Origin of the sequence: Flavobacterium cryoconiti (assembly GCF_048158645.1) — a bacterium.
GTDB lineage: Bacteria > Bacteroidota > Bacteroidia > Flavobacteriales > Flavobacteriaceae > Flavobacterium > Flavobacterium cryoconiti.
Genome location: NZ_JBLNKW010000001.1, coordinates 592,226 through 614,002 on the forward strand (window position 1 = coordinate 592,226; position 21,777 = coordinate 614,002).

A 21,777-nucleotide genomic window follows, 5' to 3' on the forward strand; every position below is an offset into this window, starting at 1 on the left:
GAAAAATGAAAAAGAAATTAATAATATTATATTTTATGGGAGGACTGGCTTTGCTAAGCTCTTGCTCTGATAACCTCGAATTACAAAACCCTAGTAAAGTAACAACCGGTTCTTTCTGGCAAACTCCTGAGGATTTAGAGTCTGGATTAGCTACTGTTTACAATGTATTAGTAGATAACAATAACGCGGGTTATTGGGAAATACAAGCCATGCAGTTGAAAGAAAACAGAACCGAAAATTTTGTTGCAAGAAATGATGTTCCAGGTCGTTATGCCGTTTCCAGCTATAAAAATACACCAAGTACAAGTGAGACTACTGGAATGTATAAAGCGATGTACATTGGTATATTTCGTGCTAATCAAGTAATCAATTATGCTCCTCAAATCAAGAATATTGATGAAACAAAAAGAGCACAAATAGTTGCCGAAGCTACCTTCCTTAGAGGATTGAATTATTTTAATTTAGTAAATGAATTTGGAAGCGTTCCAATTTTTACAGATTTAGTAAAAGAATCAGCAGATTATTTTAAAGAAAAATCAACAGAAGAGGAAGTGTGGAAACAAATAATTGCTGATTTTCAAGCGGCAGCTACAAGTCCTTTACCTGAAATATATCCTTCAGCCTTAAAAGGTAGAGTAACGAAAAATACGGCAATCGCTTACCTTGGAAAATCGTATTTGTATTTAAAAGATTGGGCAAAAGCCGAAGAACAATTTTCTAAACTGGTAAATAACGAATCTGCAAATGGGTTTGGTCTTTTGGACGATTACGCACAATTATTTGATGGTAAACATGAAAATAGTAAAGAATCAGTGTTTGAAATTCAATTCAGCAGACAAGGTGGTGCTACTATTTGGGGTGGAAATCCATCCGAAAGAACTAGAGCAACTACTATGGCACAAGAATTAGCGCCAGGAGAAGTTGGAGGATGGTTTGAGTTGTTGCCTACAAAAGTATTATTGGATGCCATGACTAAAGAAAAAACGACTGATAATAATTTTGATCCTAGAGCTCTTGCTACTTTGGCTTGGAACTATCCGGGTAGTACCTATTATAATTCTGATTTTGCATCAAAGTTTGGGGCAAATGCTATATGGATTAGAAAAAACCAAAACTGGTGGAATAATGATGAAGGGGATTGGAAATCAGAATTGAATGAATATGCAATGCGTTATGCTGATGTTCTTTTAATGCTTGCCGAAGCAAAAACAATGCAAGGAAAAGTGGCTGAAGCGATACCTTTAGTTAAAAGAATAAGAGACAGAGCAAAGTTAGCTACTATCACAATGACAGGATGGAATCAAACCCAAATGATGGATGAGATTATGCATCAAAGAAATGTTGAATTTGCTCGTGAAGGGATTCACTGGTATGATTTAAGAAGATGGGGTACTTTAGAAAAAGTAATCAAAGAAAGTCAAGTTGGCGGTTATCTTAATTACTCGGCAAAATACAACTTCTTTCCTATTCCAGAAAGTGAGTTGAATAACAACCCAAAAATGACACAAAATGCCAATTGGTAATATGGGTTATACCTTTTAATTAATAAAAGATTAAAATAAGAACTTGACAAATGGTTGATGCGTTATATTATAGCGGATTAATCATTTGTCATCTCTTATAAACATCCGATAGCTTTATGTTTATCAGATAAAAGTAATTCGATTTTAAAAATTCATTATATATGAAAAAAGCAATAATTTTATCCTGCATTTTTACCATTATTTCTTTGGTTGTGTGTGCACAAGAAAAGCCAACGACTAACGATTGGGAAAATCCAGCTATATTTCAGATTAATAGAGAACCTGCAAGAGCGGCTTTTTTGCCTTATGCTGATGAGTCATATGCTATTGCTGATGATTATACGCGTTCTCCTTGGTTTCTAACGTTAGACGGAAAATGGAAATTTAATTGGTCACCAACACCAGATGAACGTCCGATGGATTTCTTTAAAACAGATTTTAATGCTACCAATTGGAAAGAAATTGCGGTACCGTCAAACTGGGAATTAGATGGTTATGGGATTCCAATTTACACTAATATTACCTATCCATTTGTCAAAAATCCACCGTTTATTAATCATGCGGATAATCCAGTGGGGTCTTACCGACGTGCTTTCGAGTTGCCAGAAAACTGGAACGGACGCCGTGTTTACCTTCATTTTGAAGCAGGAACTTCAGCGATGTATATTTGGGTAAATGGAGAAAAAGTAGGGTATAGTGAAAATACAAAAAGTCCAACGGAATTTGATATAACTAAATATGTAAAAGCCGGTAAAAATCAAGTTGCTGTTGAGGTGTATCGTTGGAGCGATGGGTCATATTTAGAGGACCAGGATTTTTGGCGTTTGTCAGGAATTGACCGTGATGTTTATCTTTATAGTACAACTAATACTCGTATTGCTGATTTCTTTGCACGTCCTGATCTTGATGCTTCCTATAAAAACGGAAATTTGTCTGTTGATGTTAAACTGAAGAACATGAATGCGGTTGCAAAAAACAACCAGATTGTAGAAGCTAAATTAGTAGATGCAACCGGAAAAGAAGTTTTTAAGAAAACAATAAAAATTAATATAGGGGCTAATTCAGTTGAATCAACCACTTTTACACAAAATGTTGCTGCTCCTAAATTATGGAGTAATGAAACACCAAATCTTTATACTTTATTGCTTACGCTAAAGGATGAAAATGGAAAATTCATTGAAACTGTTGCTACGCAAATTGGTTTCAGAAAAGTAGAATTGAAGAACGGGCAATTATTGGTCAACGGCATCCGAATTATGGTTCATGGTGTGAATATTCATGAACATAATCCTAAAACGGGTCATTATCAGGATAAAGAAACCATGATGAAGGACATCAAGTTGATGAAGCAATTAAACATTAATGCGGTGCGTTGCAGTCATTATCCAAATAACTTAATGTGGGTAAAACTATGCAATAAATATGGTTTATTCTTGGTAGATGAAGCTAATATTGAAAGTCATGGAATGGGAGCTGAATTGCAAGGCTCTTTTGATAAAACAAAACATCCTGCTTATCTTCCGGAGTGGAAAGCCGCTCACATGGATCGTATTTACAGCTTAGTGGAACGCGACAAAAACCAACCTTCGGTTATCCTTTGGTCTTTGGGTAATGAATGCGGAAATGGACCTGTTTTTCAAGAGGCTTATAATTGGATAAAAAATAGAGATAAAACACGATTGGTTCAATTTGAGCAAGCAGGAGAAAAAGAAAATACGGATGTGGTTTGTCCGATGTATCCAAGTATGGATTACATGAAAGAATATGCTAAACGCAAGGACGTAAAACGCCCTTTTATTATGTGTGAATATGCTCATGCTATGGGCAATAGCAGTGGAAATTTTCAAGAATATTGGGATGTTATTCGCAGCAGCAAAAACATGCAAGGAGGGTTTATTTGGGATTGGGTAGATCAAGGATTTGAAATGACTGATGAAGTAGGACGTAAATACTGGGCCTATGGTGGTGATATGGGAAGTCAAAATTATACCAATGACGAGAATTTCTGTCACAACGGTTTAGTTTGGCCAGATCGTACGCCTCATCCAGGTGCTTTTGAGGTTAAAAAAGTATATCAAGATATATTATTTTCAGGAGTTGATTTGAAAAAAGGACTTATTCAAATAGAAAATGGATTTAGTTATACCAATCTTGATAAATATCTTTTCAAATATGAAGTGCTGAAAAATGGGTTAGTTGTCAAAACGGGAACTATTGCTATTCGTCTTGCGCCACAATCTAAGAAACAGGTTCAGCTTGAATTGCCAAAACTAGCTCCCGAAGACGGAGTAGAATATCTTTTAAATATTTTTGCCTACACAAAAGACGGTACTGAAGTTTTACCTCAAAATTTTGAAGTAGCCCGCGAACAGTTTTCAATTGGAGAGCCTAAATATTTTGTTAAAGCAGCTGATGCTGGTACTAATCCTATAGTTAAAAATACTGAAGATACGGTCACTCTTAGTGCAGCCGGTGTTGAAGTGACTATAAATAAGAAAACAGGTTTAATGCAACAATATAAATCTAACGGCGAATATTATTTCAATCAAATGCCGGTTCCTAATTTTTGGCGAGCACCTACGGATAATGATTTTGGGAATTATATGCAAGTGAGCAGTAATGTATGGAGAACAGTGGGAAGATTCAGTAATTTGGATACTATTGAGGTCAAAGAAGTGTCCGGTAAAACAATAGTAGTGTCTCACCTTTTCTTAAAGGATGTAGCTTCCGCTTATACAATTACTTACACAATGGATTCTAGTGGTAGTTTAACTGTGCAAAATTCATTCAAAGCGGGAACTAATCCATTGGCTGAAATGCCTCGTTTTGGAATGCTGTTCTCTCTCAAAAAAGAGTTAGATAATTTTAGTTATTATGGAAGAGGACCTTGGGAGAACTATCAAGATAGAAATACCTCTTCTTTGAAAGGAATTTACCAAAGTAAAGTTGCCGATCAATATGTTCCTTACACACGTCCTCAAGAAAATGGATATAAAACGGATGTTCGTTGGTTAACACTTACTAATAATTCAGGAAATGGTATTGAAATTGAAGGTTTACAGCCGCTAGGAGTAAGTGCACTGAATAATTATCCTGAAGATTTTGATCCAGGTTTGACTAAAAAATACCGTCATACAAATGATATTACACCACGTCATGAAGTTGTAGTATGCGTTGATTTAGCACAAAGAGGTGTTGGTGGAGATACTAGTTGGGGCGCTATGCCACACGAACAATATCAATTGAAAAACAAAGAATATAGTTACGGTTTTGTTATTAAACCTAAAAAGAAATAAAAATTAAAATTTCACTCCTAATTTTAGCAATTATAAATAGGGGTGAAATTAATTGAGCTGTTAAAATTAATTATTATGAAAGAAAAACTAAAATTCTGTTTCAATAAAAAGGGTGTTTTTACATTGTTTTTTATGTTTGGTGTCATCAGTTTATGGGCGCAAAAAGTTACAATACCTATCGCAACTAATAGCAATATGATGTTGTTGCAAACAGATAATAATAATCGTTTGATGACAGTTTATTTTGGTAAACCACTTGAAAACGAAAATGAATTTGCAACGGTTTCGGCGGGATATAATTATGATTATTCTAATCAAGGAATTTACAATTCTGCATACACACCATCGGGCACTTGGAATCTTTCTGAACCAGCCATTCAGGTCAAACATGCAGATGGAAATACTTCTTTAGAACTAAAATATGTAAGTCATAAAACTGAAAAAATAGACGCTAATAGTTCGGTTACCAGTATTATTCTTAAAGATCCAATTTATCCGTTTGAGGTAACTTTGTTTTATAAAGTTTGGGCAAAAGAAAATGTAATTGAGCAATGGACTGAGATAAAACATAACGAGAGGAAAGCGGTATTGTTACAAAAATACGCTTCGGCAAATTTGTTTTTTGGAGGAAAAGATTTCTATCTCACCAGTTTTCAAGGAGAATATCTAAAAGAAATGCAACCTGTTGAAACTAAGCTTGTGCAGGGAATAAGATCTTTAGATACAAAATTAGGAACCAGAGCGATGCTTACACAAACTCCTAATTTTATGGTTTCTTTTGGAAAACCAGCTTCAGAAAATGATGGAACAGTGATGTTAGGTCAATTAGCTTGGAGTAGTAATTTTAAACTTGAATTTGAAATTGACTCTAATAAAAATCTTAGACTAATTGCTGGAATCAATCCTTTTGCTTCTGAATATTCATTAGCTCCAAACGAAATTTTTAAAACTCCTTCTTTAATTTATGCACTTTCAAATAATGGTACAGGCGAAGCCAGTAGAAACCTTCACGATTGGGCAAGAAAATACAGACTTCTTGATGGTCAAGGCGAACGTCTTACCTTATTGAACAATTGGGAAGCTACTTATTTTGATTTTGATGAAAATAAACTTAAAGGTTTGTTTAAAGATGCAAAAGATTTGGGTGTTGATATGTTTTTGTTAGACGATGGATGGTTTGGCAATAAATATCCAAGAAATAATGATGATGCAGGGCTTGGTGACTGGCAGGAGAATAAAAAGAAACTTCCAAGCGGCTTGGGCTATTTAGTAAAAGAAGCTAAAAAAGAAGGAGTTAAATTTGGTATTTGGATAGAACCAGAAATGGTAAATCCTAAAAGCGAATTATACGAAAAACATTTAGACTGGGTCATTCGTCAACCAGAAAGACCTGAGATTTATTATAGAAATCAGCTCGTTTTAGATTTGTCGAATCCCGAAGTTCAAGATTTTGTTTTTGGAATTGTAGATAATCTATTTGTAAAAAATCCAGAATTAGCATTTATAAAATGGGATTGTAATGCGACTATTTATAACGCCTATTCCGCATACCTTAATAAAAAAGTATTACCACAATCTAATTTGTATGTAGATTACACCAAAGGATTGTATAAAGTACTGCAACGAATTCGTGCCAAATATCCAAAAGTTCCCATGATGTTATGCTCTGGTGGCGGTGGACGTGGCGATTATGAATTTTTGAAGTATTTTACAGAATTTTGGCCAACAGATGACACCGAACCTTTGGAAAGAATTTTTGTTCAATGGGATTACTCCTATTTCTTCCCTTCGATTGCAACCTGTAACCACGTGACCGATTGGGGGAAACAACCACTAAAATTTAGAGTTGATGTGGCTAGTATGGGAAAATTGGGTTTTGATATTGTAGCAAGCAAATTAAACCCTGATGATAAAACATTTTGCAAACAAGCTATTTCGAATTACAATTCATTTAAAGATATAGTTTGGCATGGCGATATGTTTCGACTAGTGAATCCTCACGAAAACAATATTGCAGCATTGATGTATGTAAATCCAGAGAAAAGCAAAGCAGTTGTTTTTAACTACTTAGTGAATAATAGATTTAATATTACTGCAACGGAGCGACCAGTTGTATTAAACGGATTAAATCCAAAGAAAAAATATACGGTAAAAGAAATTAACGTGTATCCAGGTGTTACTTCATCTATAGCTTCTGATAAAGTTTACTCAGGCGATTTCTTGATGAAAGCTGGAATAAATCCAAATGTTTCGTTGAAAAGAACGAGTGTAGTTTTAGAGATTAACGAAGTAAAATAAGGTAACCAAATAGTTAAAAAGATAATAAATGATTTAGAAGTTATCTACTGAATTTTTACTGTTTTTAAATAGCATAAAAAATAAATTATGAAAATATTAGTTACTGGCGGATTGGGATTTATTGGTTCGCACACTGTAGTTGAATTACAAAATGAAGGTTTTGAAGTTGTGATTATTGATAATCTTTCTAATTCGTCTGAAGAAGTTTTAAAGGGAATAGTTGCTATAACAGGTATAATGCCAGTTTTTGAAAAGCTGGATTTGAGAGAGAAAGCATCAGTTCAGGATTTTTTCAAAAGACATTCTGATGTTTCTGGTGTAATTCATTTTGCAGCTTCTAAAGCAGTTGGTGAAAGTGTAGGAAACCCGTTATTGTATTATGAAAACAACATTAATACTCTAATCTACTTGCTTCAGGAATTGCAGCAAAAACCGGATTCTCATTTTATTTTCAGCTCATCTTGTACTGTTTATGGTCAAGCCGAAACAATGCCGATTAATGAAAGTGCCTCAGTTAAACCTGCAATGTCACCTTATGGGAATACCAAACAAATTGGTGAAGAAATCATTACAGATGTTACAAAAGTAAGTGGGATTAACGCTATTTTGTTGCGTTATTTTAATCCTATTGGTGCTCATCCATCAACAGAAATTGGTGAATTGCCTATAGGAACTCCCCAAAATTTAGTGCCATTTATTACACAAACCGGAATTGGATTGAGAAAAGAATTATCCGTTTATGGGGATGATTACCCAACATCTGACGGGACTTGTGTACGAGACTATATTCATGTTGTCGATTTGGCAAAAGCGCATGTTATTGCTTTGCAGCGATTGGTAAACAAAAAGAATTTAGCTAAAATAGAAACTTTTAATCTGGGAACAGGAACAGGAAGCTCAGTTTTAGAAGTTATTGCAGCTTTCGAAAAAGTAAGTGGGCAAAAATTACCCTACAAGATTGTTGATAGAAGGGAAGGAGATGTGATTTCGGCTTATGCCAATACGGATAAAGCGAATAACATTCTTGGCTGGAAAACAGAGTCAACTCTTGAAGAAGGGATGGCAAGTGCTTGGAAATGGGAGCAGAAAATCAGAAAGAGCAACTAAAATAAATAAAAACAGTATTGTAAACCAGTGAAATGAATCGAAAATAAAATTAGTATTTAATACAGGGAAAATACCACTCTTTTAAGTATTTAACTTACATAATAGTAATAAATGTAAAAAATACATTTATAAATGACGTAAATAAATATTTTTATTTTACTTTTGACTTTCGTAATTCATAAAATAACAATATAATTTAAACACATATCACATTTTATATTTAAATTTTGTAATGGAATTGTATATTTTTAACCAAATTATAAGATGTGTTTTATGTAAAAACTAAAAATAGTTCAGTTAACAATAAAAAAATAGTACAAGTCGCATTCATTTATATTAATTTCTAAAAAACCATTTACTCATGAACCAGAACCTTGCTTTTGCGGATTACGCAGTATTTATTATCTATTTTATCGTGGTGTCCACCTATGGATATACCATCTATCGCAAACGTGAAAAAAACGAACACGATGCAAAAGCTTATTTTCTTGCAGAAGGAACTCTTACTTGGTGGGCTATTGGTGCTTCATTGATTGCTTCTAATATTTCGGCTGAACAATTCATCGGAATGAGTGGAGAGGGATTCTTTTTAGGAATTGCTGTTGCTGCTTATGAGTGGATTGCTGCTATTGCTTTGATTATTGTTGCAGTTTGGTTTATTCCTGTTTATTTAAAAAACAAGATTTATACCATGCCTCAGTTTTTAAAAACCAGATATAACGAATCTACGGCTTTAATTATGGCAGTTTTTTGGTTGTTTTTATATGTTTTTGTAAACTTAACTTCTATTTTATATTTAGGGGCTGTTGCCATTAATGGTTTAGCTGGTGGGGAATACCTACACGCTATTATGATTGGTTTAGCTCTTTTTGCCTTGCTAATTTCTTTAGGAGGGATGAAAGTGGTGGCGTATACGGATGTAATTCAGGTAGCTGTTTTAATCATTGGAGGATTAGTTACTTCTTACATCGCTTTGACTACAGTTGGACACTATTTTGGTTTTGGTGAAAACGCAATCGCCGGTTTCAAAGTATTAATGGAAAAAGCACCGGAGCATTTCAAAATGATTATTCCAAGACCGACTGCTGCGTCTTCTCAATTGGAAATCAATAAGTATCTTACTTTTCCTGGGATGATGTCCTATTTAGCTGGAATTTGGATTATTAATTTGAATTACTGGGGTTGTAACCAATACATTACTCAAAGAGCTTTGGGAGCGGATTTACAAACAGCCCGAACTGGTATATTATTTGCCGGTATGTTGAAATTATTAATGCCACTTATCGTTATGTTGCCCGGTATTGCTGCTTTTGTTTTACACGAAAACGGACATTTACCACAATTAGTTGGTGGAAAAGACGGAGCCTATTCAGCAATGTTAACATTCCTTCCTACAGGTTTAAAAGGATTATCTGTGGCTGCTTTGACAGCTGCGATTGTTGCTTCTTTAGCAGGTAAAGTGAATAGTATTTCTACTATTTATACTTTGGATGTACACAAAAAATACATTCAAAAAGAGGCTACTGATAGAGCTCAAGTAAACATAGGTAGATATGCAGTTTTTGCTGCTATGCTTCTTGCTGTTTTGTTTACTTGGAATGATGTTTTAGGAATTGGTGGTGTGGGTGGTTTCACTTACATTCAAAAATATACAGGATTTATTAGTCCAGGTGTATTTGCGATGTTCTTCCTTGGAATGTTCTGGAAAAGAACAACGGGTACAGCTGCTATAGTAGGGGTAATCTCTGGTTTCTTATTATCAGTTTTGTTTAATGAATTTGCACCTGCATTGTTTGGTAATGAAACGTTGTTATACACGGCTTTCGCCAATGGAAAAGGTGGTTTCGAAATCCCATTCCATATTTGTATGGGATTGTCTTTTGTGTTTACGATGCTTCTAATGATTGCCATCAGTTTTGCTGGACCAAAAGTGAATCCAAAAGCATTCGAATTAGATACAGAAATGTTTAAGGTAAAACCACAAACAACGGTATTGATTGTAATAACGCTATTGATTATTTTTGCTTTGTACGTGAAGTTCTGGTAGGAATCAGTAGTTGATATTCTATTAAAAGTGTGAAACTAAATTCGTTTGGTTTCACACTTTTTTTTGATGTATTTAGTTAAATCTACCATTGTGGTAACCCAAATATCCTTTTCTCTTTCTTTTAAATACTGAAGTAATTTACGATGTTCTTCTAAATCTATATTTAATGGATGTTCACCGCCAACGCCATGAAATAAAAAAACGATAAATGACCCTACTTTTTCGGCTTCTTCAATTTGAGTTATCATTTGTGCTGCAGTAGTTCCATTTTCTACAAAAGAATTTACATTAGCTAAATTTACTGATTTTGCTTGAAGGAACCCCTGTTCAACTCCTCTTGCGGCTACAAAATCACGCTTCAAAAAATCATAATAAAGAGTATCTCCAATTTTAAGATCACCGCAAGGATATGCAAAAGTCCGCTCCTCTTTACCGTCAATATCTTTTAGAAATTCGTTTGCAGTCCTTATTTCTTTTACTGCTCTGGCTATCGAATATCTGGAGAGATCATTTTCTTTAGTTACAAAATCGCGTCCGGGTAAACTACCATCACAAGGATGATATAAAGTGTGGTTCCCTAATTCATGCCCTTGTTTAGAAGCGGTTCGCCATTCGGCTATTCTACCCGTAACGACTGGGGATGATGTGATTAGATAAAATGTTGCTTTGAAGTTAAATGAATTAAGAATTGGGATTACTTTATCAAGATGAATATTCAATGCATCGTCATAAGTTAGTACCACGGCACATTTTTTGTCATTCCAGTTCATTGATTCTTTTTGTGCATAACATAGACCATTAGCTAAAAATAATAAGCAAAGAATAGTGAAATTTTTAAAATTCATTGGATATAAATAGTTACGTTTTATAATTCTAATATTGGATTTTGGTTGGTCTAATTATATTTTTTTTTGCAATTTGATGCTTCTTTGATGCATAATTACTTGTCTAAAATCTTATTTCGTATTAAATTCTCCAAAATGCCATAAAATTCCTGATGGATCATGTAGGAAACATTCTTTTCCCCAATCAAGTTCGCGGATAGCTACTAGTTTTACATTTTCATATTTCACAGTAAGTTCTAATTTCAATAATTCGTTCCAGAATCGGTTTACATCATCTACTTCCATAAAAACCATTGTATTGTCTACCCAATCTTTAACATAGGCATTTTGTAAATAAAAACCCAAGCCATCCATATTGAAATAGCTCATATCAGAAGATAAAATATGCTCTTGAAATCCAAGATCACGATAAAAATTACATGATATCTCATAATTTTTAGCACCAATGAACGGTCTAATAGATTTTCCTTTATACTCCATTTTTTTTCTATAATAACTTGATTGTTAAAGCAACGTGTTTAATAACTAAAATAATCTTTTGAGAATTTATCTATTTAAAATCTTCCAAACACAGCAGTCCGAATGTCTATTTCGACATATAATGGTTTAGATAGTTTTGCGTTTTGTAGCTTTAAGTGCGTACTGTAATCTCTCTGATTATGCTTAACAAAATTTGTGTTTGCTTCCATAATGTTTTTTTGTGTCGCTATTTCAGGACAGGACTGATAGAACTAAAAAAAGCTTTCGTTTTGTGCGAAAGCTTTTTTATATAAGTAAAAATAATCTTTAGTTTCTGTTAACTAATGCTTCTTGTTTCCAGTTTTTAATGGAAGCGATAGTGTTATTAGAATAGTCAACTTCAGTTAAATTATGGAAGCCATTGTCATTTTTTTCAGACCAAAAAAACCATTTGCCAGTTTTTTGGCCATTTTTATATTCTCCTGACGAAATTTTGTTTCCTTTTTCATCATAAGCAACCCAAACTCCTTGTAGTTTTCCATTTTCAAAAAAACCTTCTTGTTGCACTTGACCATTTTCAAAAAAGTAAGTTGCTTTTAGCTTTTTACCAAAAGGTTCCAATACTGGTTTTGATTCTTGCGCAAAAATCATCCCGGAGAACAATATTGCAATTAAAATAATACATTTTTTCATATCTTGAGTTTTTAATAGTTTACATTTCTTTATCAAAATTAACGAATACTTTACATTAAAAAAACTTTTAGATAACAATTTAGTAACATTAGACAAAAGCTTAACATTGGAAAATAAATTACGGTAAAAAACAATAGTGTAATAATTCACTATTCTCAATTCATTATTCATAATTAGTCCTAAATTTGCACCCGAGCCCAAAGGGCGAACAGATGAAATAATCTAAAATTTGGATCATGTATAGAAGTCATAATTGTGGCGAATTGAACGCCTCACATATTAATACAGAAGTTACGCTTGCCGGTTGGGTTCAGAAATCACGAGATAAGGGATTTATGAATTGGGTTGATTTGCGGGACCGTTACGGAATTACGCAATTAATTTTTGACGAAGGGCGTTCTGAAAAATCAGTTTTTGAATTGGCAAAAACCTTAGGGCGTGAATTTGTAATTCAGGTAAAAGGAACTGTTATTGAGCGTGAAGCCAAAAATAAAAACATTCCAACAGGAGAGATAGAAATTTTAGTTACTGAATTGAACATTCTAAATGCTTCCCTTACGCCACCTTTCACGATTGAAGATGAGACAGATGGTGGAGAAGACATTCGAATGAAATACCGTTACCTTGACATTAGAAGGAATCCTGTAAAAAACAGTTTGCTTTTTCGTCATAAAGTAGCGATGGAAGTGCGTAAGTATCTTTCAGATTTGGATTTTTGCGAAGTGGAAACACCTTATTTAATTAAGTCTACTCCGGAAGGAGCGAGAGATTTTGTTGTTCCTTCTCGAATGAATGAAGGGCAATTTTATGCCTTGCCGCAATCACCACAAACATTTAAGCAGTTATTGATGGTGGGTGGAATGGATAAATATTTCCAAATCGTGAAATGTTTCCGTGATGAAGATTTACGCGCTGACAGACAGCCGGAATTTACACAAATCGATTGCGAAATGGCTTTTGTGGAACAAGAAGATATTTTGAATATTTTCGAAGGATTGACAAGACATTTATTAAAAGAAATAAAAGGTGTGGAAGTAGAGAAATTCCCTAGAATGACTTACGAGCATGCCATGAAAACATATGGAAATGACAAACCGGACATTCGTTTTGGAATGGAATTTGGCGAGCTGAATGAAGTCGCTAAAAGCAAAGAATTCCCAGTTTTCAATGCTGCAGAATTAGTTGTTGGAATTGCTGTTCCCGGAGTTGGAAATTATACCCGTAAGGAAATTGATGGATTAATTGACTGGGTAAAACGTCCTCAAGTTGGAGCATCAGGAATGGTGTACGTAAAATGCAATGAAGATGGAACTTATAAATCATCAGTAGATAAATTCTACGATCAAAATGATTTAAGCAATTGGGCAAAAACTACAGGAGCACAGCCAGGAGATATGATTTTTGTGCTTTCTGGACCGGCTGATAAAACACGTGGGCAGTTAAGTGCGTTACGTATGGAATTAGCAACACGATTAGGTTTGAGAAAGCCAACTGAATTTGCGCCACTTTGGGTTGTTGATTTTCCATTATTGGAATTTGATGAAGAAAGCGGTCGTTACCATGCGATGCACCATCCTTTTACGTCTCCTAAGCCGGAAGATATGCATTTATTGGAAACAAATCCAGGAAAAGTTCGTGCCAATGCGTATGATATGGTTTTAAATGGAAATGAAATTGGTGGAGGTTCAATTCGTATTCACGATAAAGCGACACAACAATTGATGTTTAAATATCTAGGTTTCACCGAAGAAGAAGCGAAAGCGCAATTCGGATTCTTGATGGATGCATTCCAGTTTGGTGCGCCGCCGCACGGAGGTTTAGCTTTTGGATTGGATAGATTGGTGGCGATTCTAGGTGGGCAGGAAACCATCCGTGACTTTATTGCTTTTCCAAAAAATAATTCCGGAAGAGATGTCATGATTGATGCTCCGTCTACAATAGACGTATCACAGTTAAAAGAGCTGCATATAAAAATTGACTTATAGTAGTTTATCGTTAAATTTTGTTAGAAAACGTTGAATATCAATATTTTTACAAAATAAAAAGCGAAGAATGTCTTTCGTATTATATTAAATATTACATTTGCTCCATTATAAATTATTATTACTATTACAATGCGTACAGGTACAGTTAAATTTTTCAATGAATCTAAAGGTTACGGATTCATTACAGACGAAGAAACAGGAAAAGACATTTTTGTTCATGCATCAGGAATCAACGCGGAAGAATTACGCGAAGGTGACAGAGTTAGCTATGAAGAAGAAGAAGGAAGAAAAGGAAAAGTTGCTGCGAAAGTAGCAGTGATCTAAGCATAAAAATTTATTTTTTTGCCTACGAATGTTTAAAACGTTCCGATATATTCGGAGCGTTTTTTTTTGCATTATTATGAAAAAAGGACATTGTGAATACGAAATTATTTATAATCATTAAAAATTGCAAGAAAATCATATTTTCATAGAAATTAATTTCAGTTTTTAGCTTGTGTTTTAATTCCTTGAAACCTATCTTTGTTGCTTATTTTTGCACGAAAAAAACATACTTATGCAGTCCGATCAATTAAATTATATTCCTATTTTAATGCAGTTTGTTTTAGCTGTAGGTTTTGTAGTTGGAACAATACTTATTTCTGGGAAATTAGGTCCAAAACGGAACTCTGAAATCAAAGATAAAAACTTCGAATGCGGTATCGAATCGGTAGGTAATGCAAGAATTCCGTTTTCAGTTAAATATTTTCTTGTTGCTATATTATTTGTATTGTTTGATGTTGAGGTGATTTTTCTTTATCCGTGGGCAATCAATTTCAAAGAATTGGGAATGGAAGGAATGGTTAAAATGGTAATTTTTATGCTTTTACTTTTGGTAGGTTTTTTCTACATTATCAAAAAGAAAGCGTTAGAGTGGGAATAAAGATTTATTTTAAATGTTGAATTCTAAATTTTAAATGGTTTCATTGTAATTTATAATTCAAAGTTTATAATTCAAAATAATAAAAAATGAGCGATTCTAAAATAAATATGGTTGAGCCACCAGAAGGTGTTGTTGGTGAGGGTTTCTTCGCTACAAAACTGAATGATGTTGTGGGAATGGCTCGCGCTAATTCATTATGGCCTTTGCCTTTCGCAACTTCTTGTTGTGGGATTGAATTTATGGCTACAATGGCTTCGCATTATGATTTGGCACGATTCGGTTCGGAGCGGGTGAGTTTTTCTCCTCGTCAAGCGGATATGCTAATGGTAATGGGGACAATTTCAAAAAAAATGGCGCCTATTTTACGTCAGGTTTATGAGCAAATGTCAGAACCTCGTTGGGTAATTGCTGTTGGTGCTTGTGCTTGTTCAGGTGGAATTTTTGATACCTATTCTGTTTTGCAAGGAATTGATAAAGTAATTCCGGTTGATGTTTATGTTCCTGGTTGTCCGCCAAGACCAGAACAAATTGTTGATGGTGTTATGAAATTGCAGGAATTAGTAAGAAACGAATCTGTAAGAAGAAGAAGTTCTCCGGAATACCAAGAATTATTGGCTTCTTATAATATCAAATAAATAATGGCGCTAGAAACAATACAAATCCAAGAAAAATTAGTTGAAACATTTGATTCGGCTGTTTTTGAATTCAAGCAAGAAAAAGATATATTTTCATTTGAAGTCGCTGCCGATAAAATTACGGCGGTGATTCTTTTTTTGAAAAATGACCCAACATTACGTTTTCATTTTTTGACTGATTTGTGTGGGATTCACTATCCTGACAATGATGTTGATCATCAATTTGCAGTTGTTTATCATTTACACAATTGGTACGAAAACAAAAGAATTAAAATCAAAGCTTTTATCAACGGTGAAAATCCAGAAATAAAAACGATATCTAATATTTTCTTAAGTTCAAATTGGATGGAAAGAGAAACGTTTGATTTTTATGGGATAAACTTCATTGGTCATCCACAATTGAAACGTATTTTGAATATGGATGAAATGATTTCTTTTCCAATGCGAAAAGAATTTCCAATGGAAGATAGCGGAAGAACGGATAAAGATGACCGTTTCTTTGGAAGAACAACCGACAATTATTAAAAATACTCACTATTATAATTTTTCACATTAACTAAATGTCAGAACTATTATTACCACCAGAGCATCGTTATGCTAAAAGAATTGCAGCCCAACTAAACGAAGACGGAAGCGAGCTTTCTATCCTGAATTTAGGGCCTACTCACCCAGCAACTCATGGTATTTTTCAAAATATCTTGTTAATGGACGGGGAAAGAATTCTAGAAGCGGAACCAACGATTGGTTACATTCACAGAGCTTTTGAAAAAATTGCTGAAAACCGTCCTTTTTACCAAATCACCCCTCTTACTGATAGAATGAACTACTGTTCGTCTCCTATAAATAATATGGGTTGGTGGATGACATTAGAAAAACTATTAGATATTGAAGTTCCTAAAAGAGCGCAATATCTAAGAGTAATTGTAATGGAATTGGCAAGAATTACGGATCATATCATCTGTAATTCGATTCTTGGTGTGGATACCGGAGCGTATACCGGATTTTTATATGTTTTCCAATTTAGAGAAAAAGTCTATGAGATCTACGAAGAAATTTGTGGAGCTCGTTTGACTACTAATATGGGAAGAATTGGTGGTTTCGAAAGAGATTGGTCGCCAGAAGCTTTCAGAAAATTAGATGTGTTTTTAGAGGAATTTCCAGCAGCTTGGAAAGAATTTGAAAACTTATTCGAAAGAAATAGAATTTTTATTGACAGAACTGTAAATGTAGGGGCTATAACAGCTGAACAAGCTATGGCTTACGGATTTACAGGTCCAAATTTACGTGCTGCGGGTGTTGATTATGATGTTAGGGTAGCGCAACCATATTCTTCTTACGAAGATTTTGATTTTATTATTCCTGTTGGAAAATCGGGTGATACATACGATCGTTTTTGTGTTCGTAATGCCGAAGTTTGGGAAAGTTTGAGTATTATTCGTCAAGCTTTAGCAAAAATGCCGGAAGGAAATGATTTCCATGCGGATGTTCCTGACTATTATCTTCCGCCAAAAGAAGATGTTTACACGAGTATGGAATCGTTGATTTACCATTTCAAAATTGTGATGGGTGAAGTTCCTGTCCCAGTTGCCGAGATATACCATCCGGTAGAAGGGGGAAATGGAGAGCTAGGTTTCTATTTAGTTACTGACGGAAGTAGAACACCTTATAGATTGCATTTCCGTAGACCTTGTTTTATTTACTATCAAGCGTATCCAGAAATGATTAAAGGTTCATTACTATCAGATGCAATTGTTATTTTATCAAGTTTAAATGTTATTGCTGGAGAATTAGACGCATAAAGATTTCAGATTATTGATTAACGATTTTAGATTTTAAAATAAAAATTTGTGACTTTGGGCCTTCGTGGCAAAAAAAATAAAAATGGAAAGAACGTATCACAAACAAGAAATAAATATGACCGCAGCATTGATGACTCGCATCAATGAATTAATAAGTCATTATCCTGAAGACAAAAGAAAATCGGCTTTATTACCAGTTTTACATGAAGTTCAAGATGCTCACGAGAATTGGTTGAGTATTGAATTAATGAATAAAGTTGCCGAAATCCTTTTGATCAAACCAATCGAGGTTTATGAAGTAGTTTCGTTTTATACGATGTACAACCAAAAGCCAATTGGAAAATACATGTTCGAATTTTGTCAAACTTCTCCTTGTTGTTTGAATGGAGTAGAAGATTTAATGGATTACACCTGTGAGAAATTAGGTGTAAAAGTGGGTGAGCCAACTCCAGATGGTTTATTCGAAGTTAGAGGTATTGAGTGTTTGGGTGCTTGTGGTTACGCTCCAATGATGCAATTAGGCGATTTTTACAAAGAACATTTGGATAAAGAAAAAATCGATCAATTAATTGCTGATTGCAAAAACGATAAAATAATATTACACGATAAATAATATGTCACAAAAAATATTATTAGATAAAATAAATATTCCAGGAATTAAAACTTACGAAGTATACCGTCAAAACGGTGGTTACGCTTCAGTAGAAAAAGCCTTAAAAACATTAACACCAGACGAAGTAGTCGAAGAAGTAAAAACTTCAGGATTGCGTGGTCGTGGTGGAGCAGGATTCCCCGCAGGAATGAAATGGAGTTTTATTGATAAAAAATCAGGAAAACCAAGACATTTAGTTTGCAATGCGGATGAATCGGAACCAGGGACTTTCAAGGACCGTTATTTGATGGAATTTATTCCACATTTATTGATTGAGGGAATGATTACTTCGAGTTATGCTTTGGGTGCCAACCTTTCTTACATCTACATTCGTGGGGAATACATGTGGGTTTATAAAATATTGGAAAAAGCCATTAACGAAGCCAAATCTGCTGGATTTTTGGGAAAAAATATATTAGGTTCAGGTTATGATTTGGATTTATACGTTCATTGTGGTGCCGGAGCTTACATCTGTGGGGAAGAAACTGCATTGATTGAATCATTGGAAGGAAAAAGAGGAAATCCTCGTATCAAACCACCATTTCCTGCAATTTCAGGGCTTTGGGCAAATCCAACGGTTGTAAATAACGTAGAAACGATTGCCGCTGTACCTTGGATTATCAATAATACAGGTGCGGAATATGCTAAAATTGGTATTGGACGTTCTACAGGAACCAAATTAATTTCGGCTTCAGGGCATATTAAAAACCCAGGTGTTTACGAAATTGAATTGGGATTAAGTGTTTACGAATTCATGAATTCTGATGAATATTTAGGCGGAATGAGTTCTGACAGACCTTTAAAAGCTTTTGTACCGGGAGGAAGTTCTGTTCCCGTTTTACCTGCCCATTTAATTTATAAAACTGCCGCTGGCGAAGATCGTTTGATGTCATACGAATCGTTAAGTGACGGTGGATTTGCAACTGGTTCTATGTTAGGATCAGGTGGATTTATTGTTTATAATGATACGTCTTGCATCGTTCGTAATACTTGGAATTTCTCCCGTTTTTATCACCACGAAAGTTGTGGACAATGTTCTCCTTGTCGTGAAGGAACAGGCTGGATGGAAAAAGTATTGCACCGAATAGAAAATGGTCACGGTCGTGAAGAAGATATCGATTTGCTTTTAAGCATTCAAAGTAAAATTGAAGGAAATACAATTTGTCCATTAGGTGATGCGGCGGCTTGGCCAGTGGCAGCAGCAATTCGTCACTTTAGAGATGAATTTGAATACCACATCCGTTTCCCGGAAAAAATAAAAAATAGAGATCATTTTGTTGCTGAACCTTTTGAAAAAGTAAAGCATTTAGTTTCTAAAGTAATCGTATAAAGTCAAGAATTTCAGAAAATGAAAGTAACCATAGACGGTCAAAGCATAGAAGTAGAACCAGGAACAACAATCCTGCAAGCAGCACGTATGATAGGTGGAGAAGTAGTTCCACCGGCAATGTGCTATTATTCTAAACTAAAAGGAAGCGGTGGAAAATGCCGTTGTTGTTTAGTGGAAGTTGCCAAAGGAAGTGAAGCTGATCCAAGACCAATGCCTAAATTAATGGCATCTTGTGTAACAGGTTGTATGGACGGAATGGAAGTGAATAGTAAATCTTCACCGAGAGTTCAAGAAGCAAGAAAATCAGTAACAGAGTTTTTATTGATCAATCACCCATTAGATTGTCCGGTTTGTGATCAAGCAGGAGAATGTGATTTGCAAAATTTAAGCTTTGAGCACGGTAAATCAGAAAGTCGTTTTATCGAAGAAAAAAGAACCTTTGAGCCAGAAAATATTGGTCCGAATATTCAATTGCACATGAACCGTTGTATTCTTTGTTACCGTTGTGTAATGGTTGCAGATCAATTGACTGACGATCGTGTTCACGGGGTAATGGATAGAGGAGATCATTCGAATATATCGACTTGTATTTCTAAAGCGGTTGATAATGAGTTTTCAGGAAATATGATTGATGTTTGTCCAGTTGGCGCATTGACGGATAAAACATTCAGATTTAAATCTAGAGTTTGGTTCAGTAAGCCTTATAATGCACACAGAGATTGTCCTACATGTTCTGGAAAAACTACGGTTTGGATGTTTGGTGATGAAATCCAACGTGTTACCGGAAGGAAAGACGAATACCATGAAGTGGACGAATTTATTTGTAACGGATGTCGTTTTGATCACAAAGACATAAAAGATTGGATTATCGAAGGTCCTAGAGCATTCGAAAAAGATTCGGTTATCAATCAAAATAAATACAACAGAAAATTACAAAAAGTTGAAATTGCTACCGAAGATCATATCCTTTTAGGTAGAGAAGAAGACCGTAAGAAAATAAGCATGGTGGAGATTCCATTGACTGAAGAAGACATTATTAATCAAAAAAGTTTGGGAAATAATGAATAGTACACTTATCATAGATAAAAGCGTAATTATTGTGGTAGTTTTTGCTATTACAATGCTTATGGCGATGTATTCCACTTGGGCTGAACGTAAAGTTGCAGCTTGGCTTCAAGATAGAATTGGTCCGAACAGAGCAGGTCCAATGGGTTTGTTTCAACCGCTTGCTGATGGTTTAAAATTATTTTCGAAAGAAGAATTTGAACCGAATACCCCAAACAGATTTTTGTTTTTTGTAGGTCCTGCAATTGCAATGAGTACCGCTTTAATGACCAGTGCCGTTATTCCTTGGGGAGATCATTTTCATTTGTTTGGAAGAGATATTTTACTTCAGGCAGCTGATATTGATGTGGCATTATTGTACTTTTTTGGAGTAGTATCTGTTGGAGTTTATGGAATCATGATTGGTGGTTGGGCATCTAATAATAAGTTCTCTTTGATGGGTGCTGTTCGTGCCGCTTCGCAAATGGTTTCTTATGAAGTTGCGATGGGACTTTCAATGATTGCTTTGTTGATGATGACCGGAACGTTGAGTTTGAGAGAAATTTCAGCGCAGCAAGCAGGAATGAATTGGAATGTTTTTTATCAGCCATTGTCCTTTTTAATCTTTTTGATTTGTGCTTTTGCAGAAACAAACAGAACTCCATTTGACTTAGCAGAATGCGAAAGTGAATTAATTGGAGGTTACCATACCGAATATTCATCAATGAAAATGGGATTTTATTTATTTGCTGAATATGCGAATATGTTTATCTCTTCAACGATTTTGTCCGTTTTGTTCTTTGGAGGGTATAACTATCCGGGAATGAGTTGGGCTGTTGAAAATTGGGGTGTTAATATTGCTAATGTTATTGGGATTGTTGCTCTTTTTATAAAAATATGTAGTTTCATTTTCTTCTACATGTGGGTGAGATGGACTATTCCAAGATTTAGATACGATCAATTGATGCATTTGGGTTGGAGAGTATTGATTCCATTATCAATCATCAATATTATGATTACCGGTATTGTGATTTTGAGAAGTGAAATTGCAACTTATTTAGGATTTTAATTAGTACCGAAAAGCCCTAGCCCTGATAGCAGTGGAAATCCTTTTATCCTGAACTTGTTTCAGGATCCTGAAA

18 protein-coding genes are annotated in these 21,777 nt (G+C 34.7%); 15 read left to right on the forward strand and 3 right to left on the reverse strand.

Translation table 11 applies throughout. The annotated features are described in order from the left end of the window. The first annotated feature begins 5 nt into the window (after positions 1-5). The 5 genes from ACM55H_RS02415 to ACM55H_RS02435 all read left to right on the forward strand — a co-directional run bounded on the left by ACM55H_RS02415 (position 6) and on the right by ACM55H_RS02435 (position 10,271). On the forward strand, positions 6-1,523 hold the full coding sequence (locus ACM55H_RS02415) for a RagB/SusD family nutrient uptake outer membrane protein (RefSeq protein ID WP_416834989.1): 1,518 nt from the start codon (positions 6-8) through the stop codon (positions 1,521-1,523). 161 nt (positions 1,524-1,684) lie between these two features. Next, on the forward strand, positions 1,685-4,819 hold the full coding sequence (lacZ, locus tag ACM55H_RS02420; RefSeq protein WP_416834990.1) for a beta-galactosidase, LacZ type: 3,135 nt from the start codon (positions 1,685-1,687) through the stop codon (positions 4,817-4,819). 75 nt (positions 4,820-4,894) lie between these two features. Beyond that, positions 4,895-7,117 (forward strand): alpha-galactosidase, encoded by a 2,223-nt coding sequence (locus ACM55H_RS02425; RefSeq protein ID WP_416834991.1) that lies wholly within the window; start codon positions 4,895-4,897, stop codon positions 7,115-7,117. A gap of 87 nt (positions 7,118-7,204) precedes the next feature. Further along, entirely contained in the window at positions 7,205-8,224 is a 1,020-nt protein-coding gene (gene galE, locus ACM55H_RS02430; protein ID WP_416834992.1) for a UDP-glucose 4-epimerase GalE, read from the forward strand. A 361-nt stretch (positions 8,225-8,585) separates the two neighbouring features. After that, positions 8,586-10,271 (forward strand): sodium/sugar symporter, encoded by a 1,686-nt coding sequence (locus tag ACM55H_RS02435; RefSeq protein ID WP_416834993.1) that lies wholly within the window; start codon positions 8,586-8,588, stop codon positions 10,269-10,271. Between the two features lie 35 nt (positions 10,272-10,306). Here ACM55H_RS02435 and ACM55H_RS02440 read toward each other — a convergent pair whose 3' ends face one another. The 3 genes from ACM55H_RS02440 to ACM55H_RS02450 all read right to left on the reverse strand — a co-directional run bounded on the left by ACM55H_RS02440 (position 10,307) and on the right by ACM55H_RS02450 (position 12,268). Continuing rightward, positions 10,307-11,041, reverse strand: a complete 735-nt coding sequence (locus tag ACM55H_RS02440) for a polysaccharide deacetylase family protein (RefSeq protein ID WP_416834994.1) — start codon at positions 11,039-11,041, stop codon at positions 10,307-10,309. 186 nt (positions 11,042-11,227) lie between these two features. Next, positions 11,228-11,596: a VOC family protein gene (locus tag ACM55H_RS02445; RefSeq protein WP_416834995.1), complete on the reverse strand. Its 369-nt coding sequence runs from the start codon at positions 11,594-11,596 to the stop codon at positions 11,228-11,230. A 306-nt stretch (positions 11,597-11,902) separates the two neighbouring features. After that, positions 11,903-12,268, reverse strand: a complete 366-nt coding sequence (locus ACM55H_RS02450) for a toxin-antitoxin system YwqK family antitoxin (RefSeq protein ID WP_039110494.1) — start codon at positions 12,266-12,268, stop codon at positions 11,903-11,905. A 236-nt stretch (positions 12,269-12,504) separates the two neighbouring features. On the opposite strand from ACM55H_RS02450, the gene aspS reads away from it, so the two are divergent. The 10 genes from aspS (at position 12,505) to nuoH (ending at position 21,704) form a co-directional block, all read left to right on the forward strand. Continuing rightward, positions 12,505-14,253 carry an aspartate--tRNA ligase gene (aspS, locus tag ACM55H_RS02455; RefSeq protein WP_416834996.1) on the forward strand — a complete coding sequence of 583 codons (1,749 nt, stop codon included), beginning with the start codon at positions 12,505-12,507 and terminating at the stop codon, positions 14,251-14,253. A 129-nt stretch (positions 14,254-14,382) separates the two neighbouring features. Next, entirely contained in the window at positions 14,383-14,577 is a 195-nt protein-coding gene (locus ACM55H_RS02460) for a cold-shock protein (protein ID WP_007137066.1), read from the forward strand. A gap of 232 nt (positions 14,578-14,809) precedes the next feature. Continuing rightward, a complete protein-coding gene (locus ACM55H_RS02465) occupies positions 14,810-15,175 on the forward strand; it encodes an NADH-quinone oxidoreductase subunit A (RefSeq protein WP_039110432.1) in 366 nt (121 codons plus the stop codon). Between the two features lie 86 nt (positions 15,176-15,261). Beyond that, a complete protein-coding gene (locus ACM55H_RS02470) occupies positions 15,262-15,810 on the forward strand; it encodes an NADH-quinone oxidoreductase subunit B (RefSeq protein ID WP_035668744.1) in 549 nt (182 codons plus the stop codon). A 3-nt stretch (positions 15,811-15,813) separates the two neighbouring features. Beyond that, positions 15,814-16,335, forward strand: a complete 522-nt coding sequence (locus tag ACM55H_RS02475) for an NADH-quinone oxidoreductase subunit C (RefSeq protein WP_039110431.1) — start codon at positions 15,814-15,816, stop codon at positions 16,333-16,335. 35 nt (positions 16,336-16,370) lie between these two features. Continuing rightward, entirely contained in the window at positions 16,371-17,609 is a 1,239-nt protein-coding gene (locus ACM55H_RS02480) for an NADH-quinone oxidoreductase subunit D (RefSeq protein WP_315211023.1), read from the forward strand. An 82-nt stretch (positions 17,610-17,691) separates the two neighbouring features. Next, entirely contained in the window at positions 17,692-18,222 is a 531-nt protein-coding gene (locus ACM55H_RS02485) for a complex I 24 kDa subunit family protein (RefSeq protein WP_416834997.1), read from the forward strand. Between the two features lies 1 nt (position 18,223). Beyond that, positions 18,224-19,591 (forward strand): NADH-quinone oxidoreductase subunit NuoF, encoded by a 1,368-nt coding sequence (nuoF, locus tag ACM55H_RS02490; protein WP_416834998.1) that lies wholly within the window; start codon positions 18,224-18,226, stop codon positions 19,589-19,591. Between the two features lie 18 nt (positions 19,592-19,609). After that, on the forward strand, positions 19,610-20,659 hold the full coding sequence (locus ACM55H_RS02495; protein ID WP_416834999.1) for an NADH-quinone oxidoreductase subunit G: 1,050 nt from the start codon (positions 19,610-19,612) through the stop codon (positions 20,657-20,659). Then, positions 20,652-21,704, forward strand: coding sequence for an NADH-quinone oxidoreductase subunit NuoH (nuoH, locus tag ACM55H_RS02500; protein ID WP_416835000.1), 1,053 nt, complete (start codon positions 20,652-20,654; stop codon positions 21,702-21,704). Before ACM55H_RS02495 ends, nuoH begins: the two co-directional genes overlap by 8 nt. Positions 21,705-21,777: the final 73 nt, after the last annotated feature.